Source organism: Aminipila butyrica (assembly GCF_010669305.1).
GTDB lineage: Bacteria > Bacillota > Clostridia > Peptostreptococcales > Anaerovoracaceae > Aminipila > Aminipila butyrica.
This window is the reverse complement of record NZ_CP048649.1, coordinates 69356-89137: the sequence shown is the minus strand read 5'-3', so window position 1 is coordinate 89137 and position 19782 is coordinate 69356. Positions and strand designations below refer to the sequence as shown.

Sequence of the window (19782 nt, the reverse complement as noted above, 5' to 3'; positions counted from 1 at the left end):
ATTTAAAAAGACTTTAAATCAGGGTGGATAATGAGTTTTGCTTCCGTTGCCTCCTGCACCTGCTCAAGGGTATAATCATGGTGCAGTTCCGTCAACAGAAGGCCATCCTTTGTGATTTCCATTACAGCCATTTCCGTAATAATCATGTTTACCACGCCGATTGCCGTATATGGGAGTCGGCATTTCTTAAGAATCTTATGAGCACCTTTCTGCGTATGCCGCATGGCGACTATTACTTTTTTTGCACCGACCACCAAATCCATAGCACCGCCCATGCCGGGAACCATCTTGCCTGGAATAATCCAGTTTGCCAGGTTACCGTGTTCATCTACTTCAAGGGCGCCTAAAATTGTTGCGTCCACATGGCCGCCCCGGATGATTCCGAAAGAGGTGGCACTGTCAAAGAACATGGCGCCGGCATTTACGGTTACATACTGTGCGCCAGCATTTACCACATCAATGTTTTCCCGGCCTTTTTCCGAAGCAGAGCCCATACCCATGATCCCATTTTCTGACTGAAGAATAATATGTACATCCTTGGGCAAAAAGTTGGCCACCATAGTAGGAAGTCCTATCCCAAGGTTTACGACATCTCCATTATGCATTTCTTTTGCGACTCTGGCCGCTATGATTTCTTTTATATCTGCCAAGGTTGTTCTCCTCCTACGACGGCGTCTACAAATATAGCTGAAGTTACTACGTTATTTGGATCAATTTCACCGGTTTCCACAATTTCGCAAGACCCGACTATGACATAATTGGCTGCCGTTGCCATAAGTGGATTAAAGTTTCTCGTTGTTCCATTGTAGGTAGTGTTTCCGGATTTATCGGTAAGGGAGCCTCTGATTAGAGCGAAGTCAGCTTTCAGTGGGCTTTCCAGAAGATAATCCTTGCCGCCCATGTTGATAACCTGCTTGCCCTCGGCTACGAGGGTTCCGATTCCTGTCGGCGTAAGGATTCCGCCGAGACCGGCTCCGCCTGCGCGTATTCGTTCTGCCAGCGTGCCTTGAGGCACCAAGACGCATTCCAGCCTGTCATCCGCCACCTCTGTGTTCATTCGCTGTGCGACTTCTGGATTCAACCCTACGTGGGAGGCAATTAATGTCTTAATCTGCCCATTGGCGAGAAGTTTTCCTACCCCTCTGCCAGGAACTCCTGCATCGTTGCAAATAATGGTCAGATTGCGAACATTCTTTTCAACCAGAGCGTCTATGAGGATTTCCGGAGTCCCACAGGCCATGAATCCGCCGACCATGACCACCGCACCGTCAGGTATGAGTTCGATGGCCTCATATGCAGTTTTTAATTTGTTTATCATGAATACCTCCAGATTTATATCAAGGCAAAAAGGTTAAGCACGCTGAGACAGCTTCAAAATTTGTCTTGCTTCCTCAGGAGTGGCAACCTCAAAGCCAAATTCGTGCGCCAGATTGACAATCCGTTCTACTAGCTGTGCATTAGAGGTCGCTAATTCACCTTTGCGATAGTAAACATTATCTTCAAAGCCAACTCGCACATTTCCGCCGGCAAGCATGGTGAAAACGGTAGCCGGCAGTTGGTTTGCACCGATTGCCATGGTGCCGTATAGGGAATCCCCAGGCACTTTTGAAATGATGTGCATAAGATTTTCTATTGTAAACTCCATGGCACCCTGACTGACTTTGTCCATGCCCATTACAAAACTAAAAGAAATGGGATCATCAAGAACGCCTTGGGGATATACATATTTCACGACATCTTCGATGGAAGTTGGGTTGAAGACTTCTAATTCTGGTTTAATGGAAAGTTCCTTCATTCTCTGAGCAGATTTAATTAAGAAATCCCGAGTCCATTCATAGATAAAGGTTCGGTCCTTCCAGGATGTAGCAATCAGCGAGCAGTCCAGGGAGCACATATCAGGAAGAAAAACATCTTCTGCATAGAGTAAAGCCATGCCATCCTCGGCTGCGGAGCCCGGTCTATTTGCAGGAGCCGTGGAGTTCTGTGTGATAATGGAGCATTTTGCTTTAATCTGTGAGTTAATTTCACTGTAAATTTTAGGGTCATTTGAAGAAATTCCCTCTTTGTCCCGTGCATGCAGATGAACAATAGCAGCGCCAGCGTTATAGCATTCGTATGCAGCTTGGGCGATTTCATCTGGTTGTTCCGGTAGATTTGGATTGGCTTCTTTTCCTTGGAATGCGCCGGTTAGGGCAGCGGTAACAATAATCTTTCTTTTCTTTTTTGACATAAGATAACCTCCATTTTACTGTTTCAAGAATAACGGCGCAGATTTTAAATCTGTCTGATACTAAATAATGCATTTCTTATGCCAAGTATAGGTTTTATGGTCAAATCCAGTAATGGCAAGGCTTTAGCAGTAGAATTGTCCTTAACGAACAATTCAAATAAATTGATCAAACTTATCAATTATGATAAATCTAACCTCATATTTGATAAATTGTTAGGGCTTAACGGAAAAGTCTCTTTTTGCTTAAGGCCTCACAAAACCGTGCTTTATGGGCGTACAAGGGCGTTGGGCAAGAGCTTGATACAATGGCACGAGTCTTGCGTTTTGTATTTATGTATAATAATACACAAAATTTAACGGGAAAGGAAAGAGAAGATGGTAATGAAAAGTTTTCAACAGCTGTTGGAATTTGCTCAAAAGAATGAATCAAAACGAATTGTGGTGCCGGCGGCTGATGATTTGGAGGTGCTGGAAGTCATTGCAAAAGCAGAGGAATATGATTTGGCTGACTTTATTTTAATCGGAAATCGGGAAAAGATTAAAACCCTGTCTGACGAAAATGGATTCAAATTGAAAGCCGACGTGATTGATGAAAGAGATCATAAGAAAGCAGCAGATTTGGCTGTGGATTTGGTTTCAGAAGGAAAAGCCGAAACCGTCATGAAAGGCATGCTGCATTCTTCCGTATTTCTTAAAGCGGTGCTCAATAAAGAGAAAAGCTTAAATGTCGGAAAGCATATTACCCAGATTTCTGTCGTAGAAAAGAACAAGGAGGACGGATTCTTATTGATTACAGATTGTGCCATAACGGTCAATCCCGATCTAAAGGGAAAACAAGAGGTTATTGAAAATGCAGTTTTATTAGCACAGAAATTAGGCATAGACATTCCCAAGGTTGCTGTTTTAGCTTCTTTAGAAGTAGTGAATCCGGAAATGCAGGACACGATGGATGCGGCAGTTCTGAGCAAAATGGCAGAGCGGGGACAGATCAAAGGCTGTGTCGTAGATGGTCCGTTTGCCTTTGATAATGCTATCTCAGAAGAAGCCGCCAAAGCAAAAGGAATCGCTAGTCCGGTAGCAGGAAATGCGGATATCATTGTGGTACCGAATCTGACGGTGGGAAATACGCTTACAAAATCTATAACCTATATTGCAAAAAAGACAGTTGCGGCGGCCACGGTGGGCACTTCGGTGCCAATTATTTTTACGTCCCGGACGGAGTCTATGGAAGGAAAGCTCTTATCTATTGCGTTGGCAGTATGTTGATGGAAGGTAGCGCGCTACTAATATGAAAGCTGGAGGAAGAAAACTTATGTATAAATGTTTTGTTATAAATTTAGGATCAACATCTACAAAGGTAGCCTATTACGAGGATGAACAGTGCATTAAAAAAGAAACTATCGATCATCCTGTCGCAGAAATAAGCACTTTTGCGAGCTTTTGGGAACAAGACGAGTATCGGACAAAGCTTATTGAGGCTTTTATTGCAGATAATGGGATTGCTATGGATCAGTTAGATGCTATTGTGAGCCGTGGGGGGCATACCCGGCCGCTGGAAAGCGGCACTTATCGAGTAAATGAAGAGATGCTCGCACAGCAGGCCAGCGGACAATGGGGAAATCATCCCAGTGACCTTGGCAGTAGAATTGCCTATAGAATGTGCCAATCCTGCAAGGCAATACCACTTATTGTGGACCCGCCGGTCACCGATGAGTTTGAGCCAATTGCTCGGATTTCAGGGCATCCGCTGATTGAGAGAAGAAGCTGCTTTCACGCACTGAGCCAAAAAGCGACGGCCAAAAGGTATGCTAGGGAGAACGGTCTGAATTATGAAGATTTAAATTTGGTCATTGCCCATTTGGGCGGAGGTATTTCTGTAGCACCGCATAAAAAAGGGCGAATGATTGACGGGGAAAATGGTTTGGAGGGGGACGGTGCCTTTTCAACAAACCGTACAGGCTCACTTCCGGTAGGTGATCTGGTAAGACTTTGCTTTTCCGGCAAATATACTTATAATGAGCTTATTAAAATGATAAATGGAAATGGCGGCCTGATGGCCTATATGGGGACCGCTGATGTCAGGGAAGTAGAGGAAAAATCGAAAACGGACCAGCAGGCAGCTTTGTATATGGACGCTATGATTTATCAAGTATGCAAGCAAATTGGCGGGATGGCTACCGTTCTCTGCGGAGACATAGATGCCATTCTTCTTACAGGAGGGATTGCAAATTCAGAGTATGTCGTGAGCAAAATAAAAGAGCGCTGTGCAACGATTGCGACTATAGTTGTATACCCTGGGGAGAATGAAATGGAATCTCTCGCCAGAGGTGCGGTAGATGGGCTGAGGGGTATTGTGCCGATTAGAGAGTTTCGCGCTTAGGCAGATATCAAAATGGAAGAATGAATAAATTTAGATTTGGCAGAAAATCTGTTTAAAAAAGTGGACTCAATTATTTTGAGCCCACTTTTTTAAACAGATTTCATTGCATTGTCACATTAGACAAGGAGTATGATATAATAAGCGCTAAGATTTTAGAGACAGCGTTACTTCGTTATATGCCCTGCTTAAATTCATTGAAAAGGAAGAATGTGTAAATATGGAATTCAAAAAAGTTATAAATTTTGATACATTTAGCCGCATTATTGACTCCTCTTACGATGGTCTTACTTATACAGATGAGAACGGAATCATCATATTTGTCAATAGTTCTTACTGTGATATAACCGGGATAAGGGAGGACTTTTTGCTTGGAAAGTCCATTTATTCTCTGGCAGATATGAAATACCCTATTTCGCAAATGGTGATAAAAGTATTTGAAGACAAGCAGAGCTTATCAGAGGCAATCCAGTATAATAACTCGGAGAAAGAGGTGCTGGTTACAGTTACACCAGTTTATGACGGAGATAAGGTTTTTAAAGGAGTCATTGTAAATGTTAGAGACCTCACCAATTTGTTTAATTTGAGGAAAGAATTAACCTTAATCAATGCAAAATATGCAGCAGAAGTGGAAAAGAAGAAAAAAGTATATCAAGAACTTCAAAAGCAAAAAGATCAGAATGAAAAGTTAATAATCAGGCTTAATAATATGCTCCAGAGCTTTGATAATTTCAGCTTTGGTGGAAACAGTAAGCAGGCCCACAAATTGTTGGAACTGGCCTATCGCATATCAAGTGTGGATTCCACCATTCTTATAACCGGCGAATCGGGTGTGGGAAAAGAAGTTTTTTGCAGAATGGTACACAGCTTTTTTGACACAACCAAGCCCTTAGTGAAAATATCCTGTGGAGCAATTCCGGAGAACCTTATGGAGTCCGAATTGTTTGGTCACGAACCCGGCGCGTTTACCGGCGCAGGCAAGAGCGTAAAAAAAGGCATTTTTGAGTTGGCACAAGACGGAATCATCTTTCTGGATGAAGTGGGGGAACTATCTTTATATTTACAGGTAAAGCTTCTTACTGTTTTACAAGATCGGAAATTTTACAGAGTGGGAGGAACCAAAGAGATTCATACGAATGCCCGCATTATTGCGGCCACAAACCGTAACCTGAAGGAAGAGGTGGCTAAAGGGAATTTCAGAAGTGACTTATACTATAGACTTAATGTTGTACCCGTTCATATCCCTGCCCTTCGGGAAAGAAAAGAGGATGTTGTCCTTTTGGCGAATCAGCATTTGGCAAATCTGAATGAAAAAAACAATACAGACATTAAAATCAGTTTTGAGCTGCAAAAGATTTTGGAGGAGTATAGCTGGCCGGGAAATATCCGGGAACTAAATAACATTGTAGAGCGTATGTATGTATTTAACGAGGACGGGTTGCTTACCGCCAATAATCTGCCGGAAGAACTACAAGGCATAGCGGAAGAAAAAAATGTATTGGAGTCGGAGAGGCATCGCAGTTTAAAAGCAGCTTTAGATTCCTTTGAATCGAGATTTATTTTAAATAATATGGATGATAGTTTGTCTTTAAGTGACATTGCCGATAAATTGAGCATTAGTCTTTCCACGTTAGAACGTAAAATCGAGAAATATGGATTGCAGAGGCGCTATAAGAAAGGAGGCAGAGAGGGGGAAGTGAAATAGGCATACTCAGTCAATCATAATAAAAAGGCTATAGCAGTTGCTATAGCCTTTTTATTATGATTGGTACTCCGTCGGGGGTTCGAACCCCGGACACCCTGATTAAGAGTCAGGTGCTCTACCAGCTGAGCTAACGAAGCGCATTGGCGTGCGTTAAATGCACGTCGATGTATTAAACATCTCCGCAGTCAGTCTCCTACGTCGGAGGACTTGTCCGCTTTTGATGTGTTTTAATGAAATTGGTACACCGTCAGGGGTTCGAACCCTGGACACCCTGATTAAGAGTCAGGTGCTCTACCAACTGAGCTAACGATGCACATTTGCACAAATAATTGGCACGTTTTATACTGTAACATTTGAGGGAGGAATTGTCAACCATATTTTTTACAAAAAAACAAAAACTTTTTCATTCTTAACTAAAAAAGTGGAAATTAGGAAACCAAAGGCTTCTATTTCCACTTTTACCACATAAGGTGTACGCAAGAGCGTTCCGTACCAATCTGAAGTCTGGGGAGAGACGACTCTTTTCTATAGCTGAGAAGTATCCTTTTTTTCCTGCCAGAGGTGGTCTGCTGTGACTTGCCAATGATGGGCGCAGCTTCGGCATTTTTCGGTCAGGTCATCCACGTCCTCGGGAGATTCCAGATCTGTGGAATGGGCACCGGAAGCCCGGACCATCTGAGCAAGGGCCCCTGGATTATCTAAAAGGGGGCAGACCCGCAGTAAGTTTTCATTAAAAGGCTGGTGGCGGCGGTATTCCATAAACAAGGGAGAGCGCAAGGCCTCTAGTAAGGTTTTCTCCTTGATGTTGGAATCGGAATAGTGAATAAAGGCACAGGGATCAATATCTCCGTTCGCGTTAATGTGCAAATAGCATCGGCCTCCGGCAATGCAGCCATTTACGTATTCACCGTCATTCCAGAAATCCATCGTAAAAATAGGTTTATTTTGGCGGAATTGACGAATCTGCCGATAGAGAAATTCCCGCTGTTTGGCGGTGGCCATCAGTTCTGGCAGAGCGGAGGTGCCTACAGGCATGTAAGTGAACAGCCAGCCAAATTTACAGCCACGCTGAATCATATCATCTATGTAACTTTCACTGCCGATAATCTCTGCATTTTGCCTGTGGTAACAGGCCGAAAACCCGAAAGGCAGTTTATAGGACTTTAAAAGAGCCATGGCCTCGATCACCTTTAAATACGTGCCGTTCCCCCGGCGCATATCGGTATCGCTTTCAAAGCCTTCCACACTGATAGCGGGAATAAAGTTTTTAACCCGCAGCATTTCCTTGGCAAAGGCATCGTCTATAAGAGTGCCATTGGTAAAAGACAAGAAGATGCAGTCGTCGTGCTTTTCGCAAAGGCGGATTATATCGTTTTTTCTCATCAGCGGTTCTCCGCCGGTATAGATATACATATACATGCCCAGCGATTTGCCTTGCTGGATAATGTCATCCAGCTGTTGATAAGACAGAGAGAGACCGCTGCCATATTCCGAAGCCCAACAGCCCTTGCAATGAAGATTGCAGGCTGAGGTAGGATCCATGAGCAGAGTCCAAGGAATGTTACAGTCGTACTGTTTTTCCAGATGTTTTCGTACCTGGGACCCTTTGAGAACAGAATGTACCAAAAAGTTTTTAAAAAAAGTTCGCCGGACATCTTGATCGATATCAGTAAATAGACTGAGCAAATAGTGGTTCCATATGTTGTCCGGTTCTAGGACGGCCTTATGGGCCGCCTGGAAAGCACCGCTGTAATAGTTACCGGTGTCTAATTTCTTCAGCCAGTTAAAGATTTTCGGCATATTCTTTTCAGGATTAGCGTCCAAATATTCCAGAAGCCTATCCATGCCGAAGCTTTCAAGCTTTTGTTTTATTGTATTCACATCCATTCCTCCTTGAGCTGTTCCATCATCATAAGCTTATGCGGCAATGGGACATTCATGCGTAAATTCCCTTTTTCACAATTCAGGAATAGTTGATGAAAATTAGTTTTTTTTACCAGGAATACAGCCAACTAGGCCGTACATAATAAGCCATAAGGAGGGATTAGATAATGAAAAACAAAACAGACAGTAAAGTAAAAGCAGACAATCGGGTGGAGACCACTCCAACCAAGGCTGAAGGCATAAAATCGGCGGGAGAAAACAAAAGAAAACAGGCTGAGTTTCAATCCAGTATGGAGCAGTCGGATTTTTAAAGTATAGCAAACGCCGAAGATTTAATCTCTCTTCTAAATACAGAGCGGGACATTTCCCGCTCTTTTTGCTGTTTTTTCGTGATAATTGTGCTGTTTTAATCGTTCTGGAATTGCCTTTGTTAAATAATTATTGTATAATGTAAAAAGGTATATTCAATGTTCTTCGGGAAGGTACATTTGACATGATTACTGAATATGGGAGATCAACAATCCAATATATTGAAAACGGACTGGAGGCAGGGGCCATAGGTGCCCTTCTTCTCATAGTGCTGTTTATTTTTGCCCTCCTAAGTTGTATATTTTTGGCTTTTCGGCGGGTGCAGCTATGGTATTGGAGGGTGAACTGTCAAGTCAAGGCTTTAGAGAACATTGAGAGAAACTTGGAAGAGATCAAGCATAATTTCCCATATGCAAAGGAGGGAGCTCAGGTGACACTGGAAGAAGCAGCTATGGAACAGCCATCCGGCTTATCAGAGGTACTGGACAGAGCCGAATCCACACCAGTTGAAGTTCAGCAGGAAGGAACGGAGTTCCTTTCGGAGGCAGCGGCTCCAGAGAGCCCAGCTGTAATTAAGCCCGGATACAACATCGGAAAGACGGGGAAAGTTTATGCAGAGGAGCTTCTGCGCGAACAAATACAGTTTTAGGGAAAAGGACAGGGAGGAAATAGATGTTTTGTAGAAAATGCGGAAAAACCTTGCTGGACGGAGACCGGTTTTGCAGCTATTGCGGTGCGCAGGTCATAGAACGACAAGAATCGGTCGGCCCACAGGTCGACGAAACGCTACATAAAGAAACGACTGCGGCTGAACGACGGACGAGCAGGAGCAGCATTACCGATGGGATAGAAGAGGTGGTATATAACCATCATCCGGAGGCGGAGGAGGCAGAACAGCTGGAACGCAATACAGTGGAGCTGTCGAGAAAAACCATCGCCCAGAGTTGGCAGGATATCAGCCAGCACAGCGGGGAACGACCTAATTCTGTCCACTGGAATCTGGAAGGGTTCCCTTTGCAGAGTGATGGGGCGCGGAAGACAGAGGATATCCAAGTAGATTGGAGTAAACGTCAGCTGTTGAAATTTGAACCGAAACAAGAGGACGATGTCCCGATGGAGTCGGAGACAGCCGTTCCACCTAAAAGCAATTTGCTGATGGCGGAGCCTCCACTTGTTTGCAAGACAGATTCCTTACAAGCCCCTATGCCGGAAGAACCAGCTCAGACAGAGGACAAATCCCATAAACCGGATATCTTTGATTTATTTGAGCAGCAGCGGCAGGAGGAAGCACCCAAGGAAAAAGATCCACAGGACACGCTGATTTTTCACCGAAAAGGGACAAGCATTAAAAGCCAGCCCCCAAAGCAGGAAGAATCACCACGGGAAGATTGTGACAACATAAATTTAGAAAAGCAGCTGTTCCCGCCTAAGGGAGAGTTAGATCATACTCCAGAGGAAGAACAGATTAATAAATTTTATACCTTTAGTCAGAAGAATGAAGAGTTTCAGAAGTTATTGGATAAGGAGTATGAGCGATTAAAGCGAATACCGGAGCCTGCTTACCGAGACGTGGCGCAAATGGCTTTCAATTTAGAGAAACTGGAGCAAGACTGGGCAGCGGAGCCGCCCATTGGACTGATTAGAGACACGCTAGGGGCGATGCCTGCCTTGGGAGGTGCAGCCGGACTGGTTGGGGGCTTAGTCGATTTGACTTTGCCAGAGGGTCCGGAGGACACGGAAAGTCCAAGTCAAACAATAACAGTGGTGGAACCAGAGGCTTCCGAGAAGGTCTCTTCGGTCAGCACGCTTGAACATCAGGAGCTACCCTTGGCACCAGCTGAAAAACAGGATAAGAGTGAAAGTCAAACTGACAGGGACAGTCCGGTTCAACCAGTGCCGAAGGAAGAAGAAACAACCTTGTCTTCTGAGGGTGTTTGGCCGCAGCAGGAGGGAGAATCTGCTGTGGAGACCAGCCCTCAACTTGATGAATTGGACCTGTTCTCGCAAGAAGAGCGGACCGGATCGACAGAGGCGTCCGCTCCATCAGAGGATTTTCAGCCCCTTCCTTGGGACAGTATAGAAAGTCCGTTACAGGAGTTTATCGATGAGGATAAGGGAAAGAAACTGTCCCCTGCACTGATTCTGCTGGCGATTATCATTGCTTTACTGGCGTTCGAGATTACCGTGTTGGGAATTAAATACTTTGCACCGGAGACCAAGGCCGCAACATTTATTAATGATAGACTGGGGCTGGCGGTCAACTGGGTGGACAAGTTGGGCGACGATCAGAAGCAGGGAGAAAAGAAAAAAACGGATCAACAGGAGACGGCAGATAAAGAGGTTGCAGCTCAAACAGCAAAGCCTTCTCCGGTGGATACAACGCCGAACCAAGACAAAAATGCGCTGGTGGAAGAAGCGTTGAATGACAGCGGCAACATTAATATCCAGTATGTGATGGCCGATGCTACTCTGGCATATGATAAAAATAGGGATTATGGGAACGAAAATATAAATAATTCCCAGCCCATTGAAAATAATATCTGGTATGAGAAGGAAGACGGCAGTCCAGTTTATTACGACAAGGAGATTGTCAAAACCCTTATCCAGTTCGATTCCGCGTGGATCAACTACGTAAACCAAAAAGATGAGGCGGTTTTTGACTTTCTGAAAGAAGGGTCTTCAGCCTATAAGGATGCCAAGAACTCTTCTTTGGTGGGGAAGGTGACAGAAACCTTTGACACTTTACGGATTGGAGAAATTCGCCAAGGAGCCAGTGGTTTTTACTTGTGGGCATATGAAGAGATTACTATAACCAAAGCGGGAAAGCCCAAGACCAGGAAATACAATTATATTTATTACTTAGAACCGATAGAAAAGCAGATGAAGGTGGTCCGTTCAACGAGCCTCTAGCCTGCCCGTTCAATTTAGATAATTATATTAACAGAGCTGTATTGGAGCTTATGGGCTTTTGCAGCTCTGTTAGTTCAATAGACCCTGTCGGAAATTTATTAATTTAAGGGTTTATTACATTAATTATATTATTACATTATATTATTTTTTAGGCAGATGCCCCTAATGCGGAAGACAACGGGGACTGCTGGAAAGGGAGAGTTAAACAAAATGGCTACAAGAGCTAATTTTAAGAGAGAGCAGATCGGCACGGGAAATAAGGCATTTTCCACTTCCAGGACTACCATTGAAACTGCTTTTTATGGAAACAATGTGGAGAAGGTCATGGACCTGAAGCAGGCGTACCGGATGGCCCAAAAGGCGCCGGGTACCATCACCACCGATATGCCGATCTATGAGCCGGAGCGGATTGGTCTTCCAGAAAACGCCAAAATTCTGTTGTTCAACGATGGGGAAACCGTAGGCCGATTTGCAGGAGCCCGGGTCATCTTGGGAGAAGTAGGCGTGGAAGAGACTGAAATTGCTAAGGTGCTTCGAGAAGCCGTATACAATACTAGGTATAAAACGATGTATCACTCCGAGGCGTACATAGGACTGGATCCAGATTTTATGGTCAAGGCTCACTTGTTGATTCCGGAAACCTATGAAAATACGATGCTGAACTGGTTGCTGAACTTTCAGTACAAGACAGCAGAATACAAGGAAATGTATAAGTCTTCTAGAGAGATTGGGGAAGAGCCAGATATCTTCATTCTCTCTGACCCAGACTACAAGCACCCGAAATTCCCTAACGGACTGGCTTATTTCGACCCAGAGCACAACTGTGCATGCTTGCTGGGCATGAGGTATTTCGGTGAGCACAAGAAGGGCACGTTGACCCTAGCTTGGGGCATCGCTAATCGAAACGGGTATGCTTCCTGCCACGGTGGTTTAAAGCGCTGCATCAAGGAAGACGGCCAGGCTCACGTACTGGGTGTATTCGGACTGTCTGGTTCTGGCAAGTCCACTTTGACTCACGCCAAGCACAAGGGTAAATACGATGTAACCATTCTTCACGATGATGCTTACATCATCTCCAGCGATAACGGGTCTACGGTAGCCTTGGAACCGTCTTATTTTGATAAGACACAGGATTATCCGCTGACTTCACCGGACAATCAATTCTTGCTGACGGTGCAGAACTGCGGAGCTACTGTGGACGAAGAAGGGAAGCTGGTACTGGTTACGGAAGATTTGAGAAATGGAAACGGCCGGGCTATCAAGTCCAAGCTGTGGGCAGCTAATCGAGTGGATAAGATGGGTGAACCAATTAACACTATCGTATGGCTGATGAAGGACCACACGCTGCCGCCAGTAGTAAAGGTAGAGAATTCCGTGCTGGCATCAGTAATGGGCGCTTGCCTGGCTACTAAGCGTTCAACAGCAGAAAAGCTGGCAGAAGGGGTGGACATGAATGCTCTGGTGTTTGAACCTTACGCCAATCCATTCCGGACCTATCCTCTTCGGCAGGATTATGAAAAGTTCAAGGCCCTGTTTGAAGAGAGGAAAGTAGACAACTACATTTTGAACACGGGACACTTTATGGATAAAAAGATTCCGAAGGAAGTAACCATCGGAATTTTGGAAAGCATTATCGACGGCACAGCTGAGTTTGAAAAGCTGGGAATGATTTCAGAATTGAAGACCATGCACGTGGAAGGCTTTGAACCGGACTTTGAAGATAAGGTGTATGTAAATGCATTAAAAGGCGGCATGATGGGCCGGATGAACTACCTGAACTCCTTAAAAGATGTCAAAGGAGGGCGGGATGACCTGCCTCAGGAAGCGCGGGAAGCCATCATCTCTATTATCGCTGAAATAAAATAATGTAGAGCAAAGAGGAGGAGGGAAACATTTGAAAAAGGACAGCAAGAAAAGAAAGAAAGGCTCGGGCATCTTTTTAGTGGTGCTCATAATCTTACTGGGACTGTTCGGTAGCATGATCGGCTTTATCACGGATTTTCTGTGGTTCCGAGAATTGGATTATGTGAGCGTATTTTTCACCAAGCTGTTTACGCAGCTGAAAATCGGTATTCCTGCCTTTGTGGTGATTACCGCATTGGCTTATCTGTATCTGAAAATGTTGAAGAGAGGCTATTTTAAAAAGGTTCAGTCCAGCGATGTGGTCAGTGAGAAGACCCTGAACTTGACTGCTTTAGGTCTGTCGGCCGCCTTTGGAGCGTTGCTCTCCGTTACGGTGGCATCCAGCCTGTGGTTTCAGATTCTGCAATACCTCAACAGCACGGACTTCGGTGTTAAGGACCCGTTGTTCAACAACGACGTAAGCTTTTACGTGTTCAAGCTGCAATTTGTGAGCGGGTTGAACAGTATGGGCTTGGGGCTGATTATTGCCTTTGCCCTCCTGACCTTTGTATACTATCTCGTTTTAATGTCTCTGAGGCGGCCTCAGTTTTTTGAGCCAATTGAACCGGAACCGGAGGCCCCATATGAAGAGAACGATAATGTTCGCCACGGAGACTTTGGCAGGAATAACAATTCTTTTGGCGGACCGTGGGGGGATCTGCTAGGACGGTTCATGGGCATGAGCGGCATGAGTGGTCCAGGTCGGCCTGCTGCTCGTAAAAAAAGCAAGCAAGTGGACAGCAGCAATCTGATGCAGCTGCTGAGCATCGCGTCTAAGCAGATTGTCATTCTGGGCGTGCTATTCTTTTTGATGCTAAGTGTAAACTTTCTGCTGCGGCAGTACACGCTGCTATTTACCAATACCGTGGGTGTAGTCTACGGAGCAGGGTATACAGCAGTGACGGTAACCCTGTGGGTATATCGGATTCTTATGGTTTTATCTGTCGTAGCAGCGTTTGTATTTGCCTCTGGCATGCTGCGAAAGAAGTATCGGGTGCTTCTGACCGTTCCAGTAATTATGATTGCTGTGGGGGTGGTAGGGATTGGCGCCTCTGTCTTGATTCAGAACCTGGTGGTATCTCCTGATGAAATCAACAAGGAAAGCGCTTATTTGAGGAACAATATCAAGTTCACGCAGATGGCCTATGACCTTCAGGATGTGACTATTAAGCCTTTTGCAGCCAGCAATACGCTGTCTAAAGAAGACATTCTGAATAATACGGAAACCATTTCTAATATCCGAATTAATGATTACGATCCAGCTAAAAAGTTCTATACCCAGACACAGAATATCCGAAGCTATTACGCCTTTAATGACGTAGACGTGGACCGGTACTTTGTCAATGGGGAATATACTCAGACCTTCTTGGCTGTGAGAGAAATTGATGAGAGTCAGATCCGAGAGGAATGGCTGAACAAGCATTTGAAATACACTCATGGATACGGTATTACTTTATCTCGGGTAGATAAGGTGACGGCCAGCGGCCAGCCAGATATGCTGGTATCGGGAATTCCGCCAGTATCTCAAATCGAAGAAATTGATGTGACCAGACCGGAAATCTACTTTGGGGAGTTGACCAACAACTACATTTTGACCAACACCAACGAAGAAGAATTCGACTATCCAAATGGAGATGAGAACAAATACACCACCTATGAGGGAGATGCGGGCATTAAGCTGAATCCGCTGAACCGGGTGATGTTCGCCATCCGAGAACAGAGCTTAAAGATATTGGTATCTACCAATATTACCGGAGAATCCAAGATCATCATCAACCGAAATATTGAGCAGCGGGTAAAGAAGATTATGCCGCATCTGCAATACGACGAGGATCCATATATCGTCAGCGCAGATGGCAAGCTGTACTGGATGATTGATGCCTATACGGTCAGTGCAAACTATCCGTATTCCGAACCATTCTCTGCTAACGGATTGAACTACTTGAGAAACTCTGTGAAGGTCGTTATCGATGCCTACAATGGAGAGACTTACTTTTATCTGGTAGATGACAAAGATCCAATTGCTACCACCTACAAAAAGATTTATCCAGAGTTGTTCAAAGATTTTTCTGAGATGCCGGAGAGCATCCAGTCTCATATCCGTTATCCGAACAAATTGCTCAACATTCAGGCTAACATCTACAAGCGTTACCACATGAATGACGTAAAGGTGTTCTACCAGGGTGAGGACTTATGGGATATCGCTAACGAGATTTATGGCACCCAGGAAATTACTATTAGTCCGAACTACTACATCATGAAGCTTCCAGGGGAGACCAGTGCGGAATTCGTTAATACGATTCCATACACGCCGAAGAACAAGAAGAACATGACGGGATTGTTGGTAGCCAGAAATGATGGAGAAAACTACGGAAAACTGGTACTGTACCAGCTGCCAAAGAATAAGAACATCTATGGGCCAATGCAGATTGAGGCTCAGATTGACCAGCATACGGAGATTTCTAAGGAATTCTCCTTGTGGAACTCTTCTGGATCCACCTACAGCCGAGGAAATCTGTTCATCATTCCAATTGAACAGTCACTTCTATATGTAGAACCGGTATACCTGGAAGCTACCAACTCCAGTATTCCAGAAGTAAAGCGGGTTATCGTGGCTTACGGAGATAAGATTTCCTATAAGGAGACCTTGAGCGAGGCGCTAGACGCCCTCTTTGGTGAAAATTCCACTGGACAGGGAACTCAGAACGGTGGAAGCGGTGCGGGAGCAGGTACCTCCACAACTTCTCCAGATCAGATGTCTGCGGCGGACTTGATTGTCAAGGCTAGTGAAGAATTTGAGCTGGCACAAAGTGCTCAGCGAAATGGGGATTGGGCTGGATACGGCGAGCATATTACCGCTTTGGAAAAATACTTGAAGCTGTTGGCACCGTCCACGGATGCTGCGGCCTCTCAGACGGAAGAGTAAAGTTTTGGAGATCAAAAGCCCTTCGTAGTCTTTCCGTTAAAAATTGAATAAAAGCTGAAGAACAGGCAGGCTGCGTAGGAGACTATGTGTCTGCCTGTTTTAATAGAAAAGCGAGAAAAGATTCGCTAAAACAGGTTTAGATTCCTATAAAACAAGAAAATATCCTGATGTTTTTGTTTGTAGATACAAAAAACTTACAAAAAACAGTTTAAAAAAAAGCAAAAAAGTAGTACAATGAGACAATATGATGCAAATTTTAGGTAAATAGTATTATTTCATAGATACATGGTATAAATAAGAGGAGGAAAGTATGCTGGCATACGAAAAGATGTTATTTAATATTCCTGCTGCGGAACATCAGCCGGAAAAGGTACGAGAAATTTTAAAAAATCACCCGGAGATTATGTTTGTATCTCTCGTGGGACTGGACATAGGCGGACAGAATACGGATGAGAAAATCCCAGTTACTCGCTTTTTAGAGGACATGGAAAAATTTCTTACTGACGGCGTTCAGACGGATGGTTCCAGCGTAGTTTTGCCGATTATCGCTGAATTAAACAACGCAAAGGTGGATATCATTCCGGATTTATCAGTGAACTGGTATGTGGACCACAACTTTGACTTTATCCATGAACCTTCTGGCTTGCCAGTGGGTACCCTGCGTATTCCTTCCTTCCTGGTTCACAACGATACCAACGAGGTAGGTTCCAGAGTCATCCTGAGGGATGCCATCAACAAGATTAAGAAGGACTTGTTAACTTTGATTAAAGAAAATCCTTATGTACTGGAATATTTGCCAGTAGATTCGGTAGAGGATATCGATGAGATTTTGTTGACTTGTGCTACAGAGTTGGAGTTCTGGGTGAAGACGCCGGACGAAAAGGGTGATCGGGAAGAACTGTCCACCGCTCAGGTTATGAAGGAGCAGTATTGGAAGCGGACAATTGGCCCAGTGCGGACGGCTTTAGAAAAAACCTTACTTTTGTTAGATGAATATGGCTTTGAAATGGAGATGGGCCACAAGGAAGTAGGTGGCATTAAAGCGAAGCTGGGTAATTCTGGAAAGTATGACCATATTATGGAACAGTTAGAAATTGACTGGAAATATGCAGATGCTATGCAGGCTGCGGACAATGAAAAGCAGGTAAAGTATATTGTGCGCGATGTGTTCCGGCTTCACGGTCTGGAAGTGACTTTCCGGGCAAAGCCGATTGATGGCGTTGCAGGAAGTGGGGAGCATACTCACATAGGTGTAGCTGCCAAGCTAAAAACTGGCAAGGTTGTCAGCCTCTTTGCACCGGGAGATATGCGGGCAGAATTTCTGAACCCTATCGGGTTTGGTGCTCTTATGGGTCTGCTGAAGAACTATGAGGTGCTTAATCCTTTCATTACATCCACCAACGATGCCTTTAATCGTTTAAAGCCGGGCTATGAAGCGCCAGTATGTATCGTGACTTCTTTGGGACATACTCCTGCTCAGCCTTCCAGAAATCGGACCGTGCTCATTGGGCTGGTGCGGGATTTGAACAATCCGCTGTCCACCCGTTTCGAGCTGCGCTCGCCGAACCCGAAGAGTAACACCTATTTAGTCATTGCTACAGCTTATATGGCTATTTTGGATGGTATTCGGGCGGCGCTAGAAGCCAAAAAAACGCCAGCACAGCTGCTGGAATCCTTGTCTAAGGCATATGGACAGGATGACTTCTACTTTGAAAAAGACCGGGAATATCGAAGCGAAAAGGATGTCTTCGAAGAGTTCACACCGGAGCAGCGAGATCAGCTCTTTGGCAAGGCACCGAGGACCGTATGGGAAAATCTTTGTGCTTTCCAGGAGTACCCGGAAAAAATACAGGTTCTGCTGACGGATAAGGTGATGACACCAATTATCCTGGAATCCTTCAAAAAAGCCACATTGGATCAGTGGGCTACGGAGTTGCACAGCCGAATCATTCCAGATAATATGGATGTCCTGCGGTCGTATTCTATCCTTCACGAGGAGCATGACTGTGCCGATTACGATATTTATATGTGGAATAAGGTTCAGGAGCTGCGTTGCTATATCGGGCAGGATAAGCTGGACAGTAAGTCCCTCTTGTCTCGGATTAAGGATGCCCTGGACGAAGGAGAGTGCCAGCTGGCTTCTGATTTGCAGCTGGAAATGCAGCAGAAGATGCAGGAACTGACGGAGCTGTATACGGCTTATGGAAAAAACATTCTGTAGAAAGGTAAAGAGAGGAAGACACATATGTTAGATATAAAAAAAATTAGAGAAGACTATGAAGGAGTCAAGGCAAGCGTGGAGCGCCGAGGCAAAGGTGATTTTGGCCTTAGCAGCATTCCAGCCTTAGATGAAAAGAGAAGAGAGATTCTGGCTAAAGTAGAAGTCATGAAGAACAAGCAGAATCAAGACTCAAAGGAGATTCCGAAGCTAAAAAAGGAAGGGAAAGACACGACAGCCCTGATGACGGAAATGAAGGCGCTTTCTGACCAGATTAAAGAGCTGGATGCAGCGGTCAGTGGTGTAGAGGAAGAACTCCATCAGGCGCTGCTCAATGTGCCGAACACACCGAATCCGACAGTTCCTATGGGAGAAGATGATTCCGACAACGTGGAGCTGAGAACTTATGGCGAACCTCGTGCTTTCGATTTTGAGCATAAGGCTCACTGGGATGTAGGAACAGAGCTGGATATTCTGGATTTTGACCGGGCGGCCAAGATTGCCGGAGCTCGGTTTACGGTATACAAAGGGCTGGGGGCCCGACTGGAACGGGCAGTCATCAATTTCATGTTGAATCTGCACACAGAAGAGCACGGGTTTACAGAAATTCTGCCGCCTTTTATGGTCAACCGGGCGGCTATGACGGGAACCGGGCAGCTGCCTAAGTTTGAAGACGATATGTTTCACGTTCCAGCTAAGGACTTTTTCTTGATTCCTACAGCGGAAGTACCAGTGACTAACCTGCTTATGGACGAAATTATTGACGGAGATCAGCTGCCGATTTATTATACGGCCTATACTCCTTGCTTTAGAAAAGAAGCGGGCTCCGCAGGGCGGGACACCAGAGGCCTGATTCGTCAGCATCAGTTCAACAAGGTAGAAATGGTGAAGTTTGTTAAGCCAGAAAACTCTTATGAGGAGTTGGAAACTTTGACGGCAGCGGCAGAAGACGTGCTGAAAAAGCTGGAGATTCCTTATCGAGTGGTGAAACTGAGCTCTGGGGATTTGGGATTCTCCTCTGCTATGACTTATGACATCGAGGTATGGATGCCGAGCTATGGGCGCTATGTGGAGATTTCTTCCTGCTCGAATTTTGAGAGCTATCAGGCAAGAAGAGGCAACATCCGCTTCCGGCCAGAGTCAAAAGGCAAGCCAGAATTTGTTCACACCCTCAACGGCTCCGGGCTGGCAGTAGGACGAACCGTGGCTGCTATTTTGGAGAATTACCAGCAAGCAGATGGCAGCGTCGTGATTCCAGAGGCCTTGCGGCCTTACATGGGCGGCTTGGCCAAGATAGAAAAGAAAGATGCCAAATAACATC

At 45.0% G+C, this 19782-nt stretch carries 14 protein-coding genes and 2 tRNA genes; 10 read left to right on the top strand and 6 right to left on the bottom strand.

What is annotated here, in order from left to right:
• Positions 1–2 precede the first annotated feature (2 nt).
• The 3 genes from Ami103574_RS00410 to Ami103574_RS00400 are packed head-to-tail and all read right to left on the bottom strand — an operon-like array spanning position 3 to position 2230.
• Positions 3–650, bottom strand: coding sequence for a 3-oxoacid CoA-transferase subunit B (locus tag Ami103574_RS00410; RefSeq protein ID WP_163064784.1), 648 nt, complete (start codon positions 648–650; stop codon positions 3–5).
• Entirely contained in the window at positions 638–1318 is a 681-nt protein-coding gene (locus Ami103574_RS00405) for a CoA transferase subunit A (protein WP_163064783.1), read from the bottom strand. Before Ami103574_RS00405 ends, Ami103574_RS00410 begins: the two co-directional genes overlap by 13 nt.
• Positions 1319–1351: 33 nt before the next feature.
• On the bottom strand, positions 1352–2230 hold the full coding sequence (locus Ami103574_RS00400; RefSeq protein WP_163064782.1) for a BKACE family enzyme: 879 nt from the start codon (positions 2228–2230) through the stop codon (positions 1352–1354).
• 381 nt (positions 2231–2611) lie between these two features.
• Here Ami103574_RS00400 and Ami103574_RS00395 point away from each other — a divergent pair, with 381 nt between their 5' ends.
• The 3 genes from Ami103574_RS00395 to Ami103574_RS00385 all read left to right on the top strand — a co-directional run bounded on the left by Ami103574_RS00395 (position 2612) and on the right by Ami103574_RS00385 (position 6312).
• On the top strand, positions 2612–3496 hold the full coding sequence (locus tag Ami103574_RS00395; RefSeq protein ID WP_163064781.1) for a bifunctional enoyl-CoA hydratase/phosphate acetyltransferase: 885 nt from the start codon (positions 2612–2614) through the stop codon (positions 3494–3496).
• A 46-nt stretch (positions 3497–3542) separates the two neighbouring features.
• The gene (gene buk / locus Ami103574_RS00390; RefSeq protein WP_163064780.1) at positions 3543–4610 is read left to right on the top strand and encodes a butyrate kinase; all 1068 of its coding nucleotides are present in this window, start codon (positions 3543–3545) and stop codon (positions 4608–4610) included.
• Positions 4611–4827: 217 nt separating this feature from the next.
• Positions 4828–6312 (top strand): sigma-54 interaction domain-containing protein, encoded by a 1485-nt coding sequence (locus tag Ami103574_RS00385; RefSeq protein WP_163064779.1) that lies wholly within the window; start codon positions 4828–4830, stop codon positions 6310–6312.
• 61 nt (positions 6313–6373) lie between these two features.
• Here Ami103574_RS00385 and Ami103574_RS00380 read toward each other — a convergent pair.
• The 3 genes from Ami103574_RS00380 to Ami103574_RS00370 all read right to left on the bottom strand — a co-directional run bounded on the left by Ami103574_RS00380 (position 6374) and on the right by Ami103574_RS00370 (position 8193).
• Positions 6374–6449 (bottom strand) — tRNA-Lys (locus Ami103574_RS00380).
• A gap of 100 nt (positions 6450–6549) precedes the next feature.
• Positions 6550–6625, bottom strand: a tRNA-Lys gene (locus Ami103574_RS00375).
• A 212-nt stretch (positions 6626–6837) separates the two neighbouring features.
• Positions 6838–8193, bottom strand: coding sequence for a radical SAM protein (locus tag Ami103574_RS00370; protein ID WP_330587133.1), 1356 nt, complete (start codon positions 8191–8193; stop codon positions 6838–6840).
• 170 nt (positions 8194–8363) lie between these two features.
• Here Ami103574_RS00370 and Ami103574_RS00365 point away from each other — a divergent pair, with 170 nt between their 5' ends.
• The 7 genes from Ami103574_RS00365 to serS all read left to right on the top strand — a co-directional run bounded on the left by Ami103574_RS00365 (position 8364) and on the right by serS (position 19778).
• Positions 8364–8507, top strand: coding sequence for a hypothetical protein (locus Ami103574_RS00365; RefSeq protein ID WP_163064777.1), 144 nt, complete (start codon positions 8364–8366; stop codon positions 8505–8507).
• A gap of 182 nt (positions 8508–8689) precedes the next feature.
• Complete coding sequence (locus Ami103574_RS00360; protein ID WP_163064776.1) at positions 8690–9154, top strand: hypothetical protein; 465 nt, start codon at positions 8690–8692, stop codon at positions 9152–9154.
• A gap of 23 nt (positions 9155–9177) precedes the next feature.
• Positions 9178–11415, top strand: a complete 2238-nt coding sequence (locus tag Ami103574_RS00355) for a zinc ribbon domain-containing protein (protein ID WP_163064775.1) — start codon at positions 9178–9180, stop codon at positions 11413–11415.
• 210 nt (positions 11416–11625) lie between these two features.
• A complete protein-coding gene (locus tag Ami103574_RS00350; RefSeq protein WP_163064774.1) occupies positions 11626–13281 on the top strand; it encodes a phosphoenolpyruvate carboxykinase (ATP) in 1656 nt (551 codons plus the stop codon).
• Positions 13282–13309: 28 nt separating this feature from the next.
• Positions 13310–16243, top strand: a complete 2934-nt coding sequence (locus tag Ami103574_RS00345; RefSeq protein WP_246213169.1) for a UPF0182 family membrane protein — start codon at positions 13310–13312, stop codon at positions 16241–16243.
• Positions 16244–16553: 310 nt separating this feature from the next.
• Positions 16554–18464, top strand: coding sequence for a type I glutamate--ammonia ligase (locus Ami103574_RS00340; RefSeq protein ID WP_163064773.1), 1911 nt, complete (start codon positions 16554–16556; stop codon positions 18462–18464).
• 24 nt (positions 18465–18488) lie between these two features.
• Positions 18489–19778, top strand: a complete 1290-nt coding sequence (serS, locus tag Ami103574_RS00335; protein ID WP_163064772.1) for a serine--tRNA ligase — start codon at positions 18489–18491, stop codon at positions 19776–19778.
• Positions 19779–19782 lie beyond the last annotated feature (4 nt).

Coding starts and splice junctions, on each gene's coding strand:
- Ami103574_RS00385 (WP_163064779.1), top strand. CDS start 4,828: ATGGAATTCAAAAAAGTTATAAATTTTGATACATTTAGCCGCATTATT.
- serS (WP_163064772.1), top strand. CDS start 18,489: ATGTTAGATATAAAAAAAATTAGAGAAGACTATGAAGGAGTCAAGGCA.
- Ami103574_RS00400 (WP_163064782.1), bottom strand. CDS start 2,230: ATGTCAAAAAAGAAAAGAAAGATTATTGTTACCGCTGCCCTAACCGGC.
- Ami103574_RS00340 (WP_163064773.1), top strand. CDS start 16,554: ATGCTGGCATACGAAAAGATGTTATTTAATATTCCTGCTGCGGAACAT.
- Ami103574_RS00405 (WP_163064783.1), bottom strand. CDS start 1,318: ATGATAAACAAATTAAAAACTGCATATGAGGCCATCGAACTCATACCT.
- Ami103574_RS00365 (WP_163064777.1), top strand. CDS start 8,364: ATGAAAAACAAAACAGACAGTAAAGTAAAAGCAGACAATCGGGTGGAG.
- Ami103574_RS00395 (WP_163064781.1), top strand. CDS start 2,612: ATGAAAAGTTTTCAACAGCTGTTGGAATTTGCTCAAAAGAATGAATCA.
- buk (WP_163064780.1), top strand. CDS start 3,543: ATGTATAAATGTTTTGTTATAAATTTAGGATCAACATCTACAAAGGTA.
- Ami103574_RS00350 (WP_163064774.1), top strand. CDS start 11,626: ATGGCTACAAGAGCTAATTTTAAGAGAGAGCAGATCGGCACGGGAAAT.
- Ami103574_RS00360 (WP_163064776.1), top strand. CDS start 8,690: ATGATTACTGAATATGGGAGATCAACAATCCAATATATTGAAAACGGA.
- Ami103574_RS00355 (WP_163064775.1), top strand. CDS start 9,178: ATGTTTTGTAGAAAATGCGGAAAAACCTTGCTGGACGGAGACCGGTTT.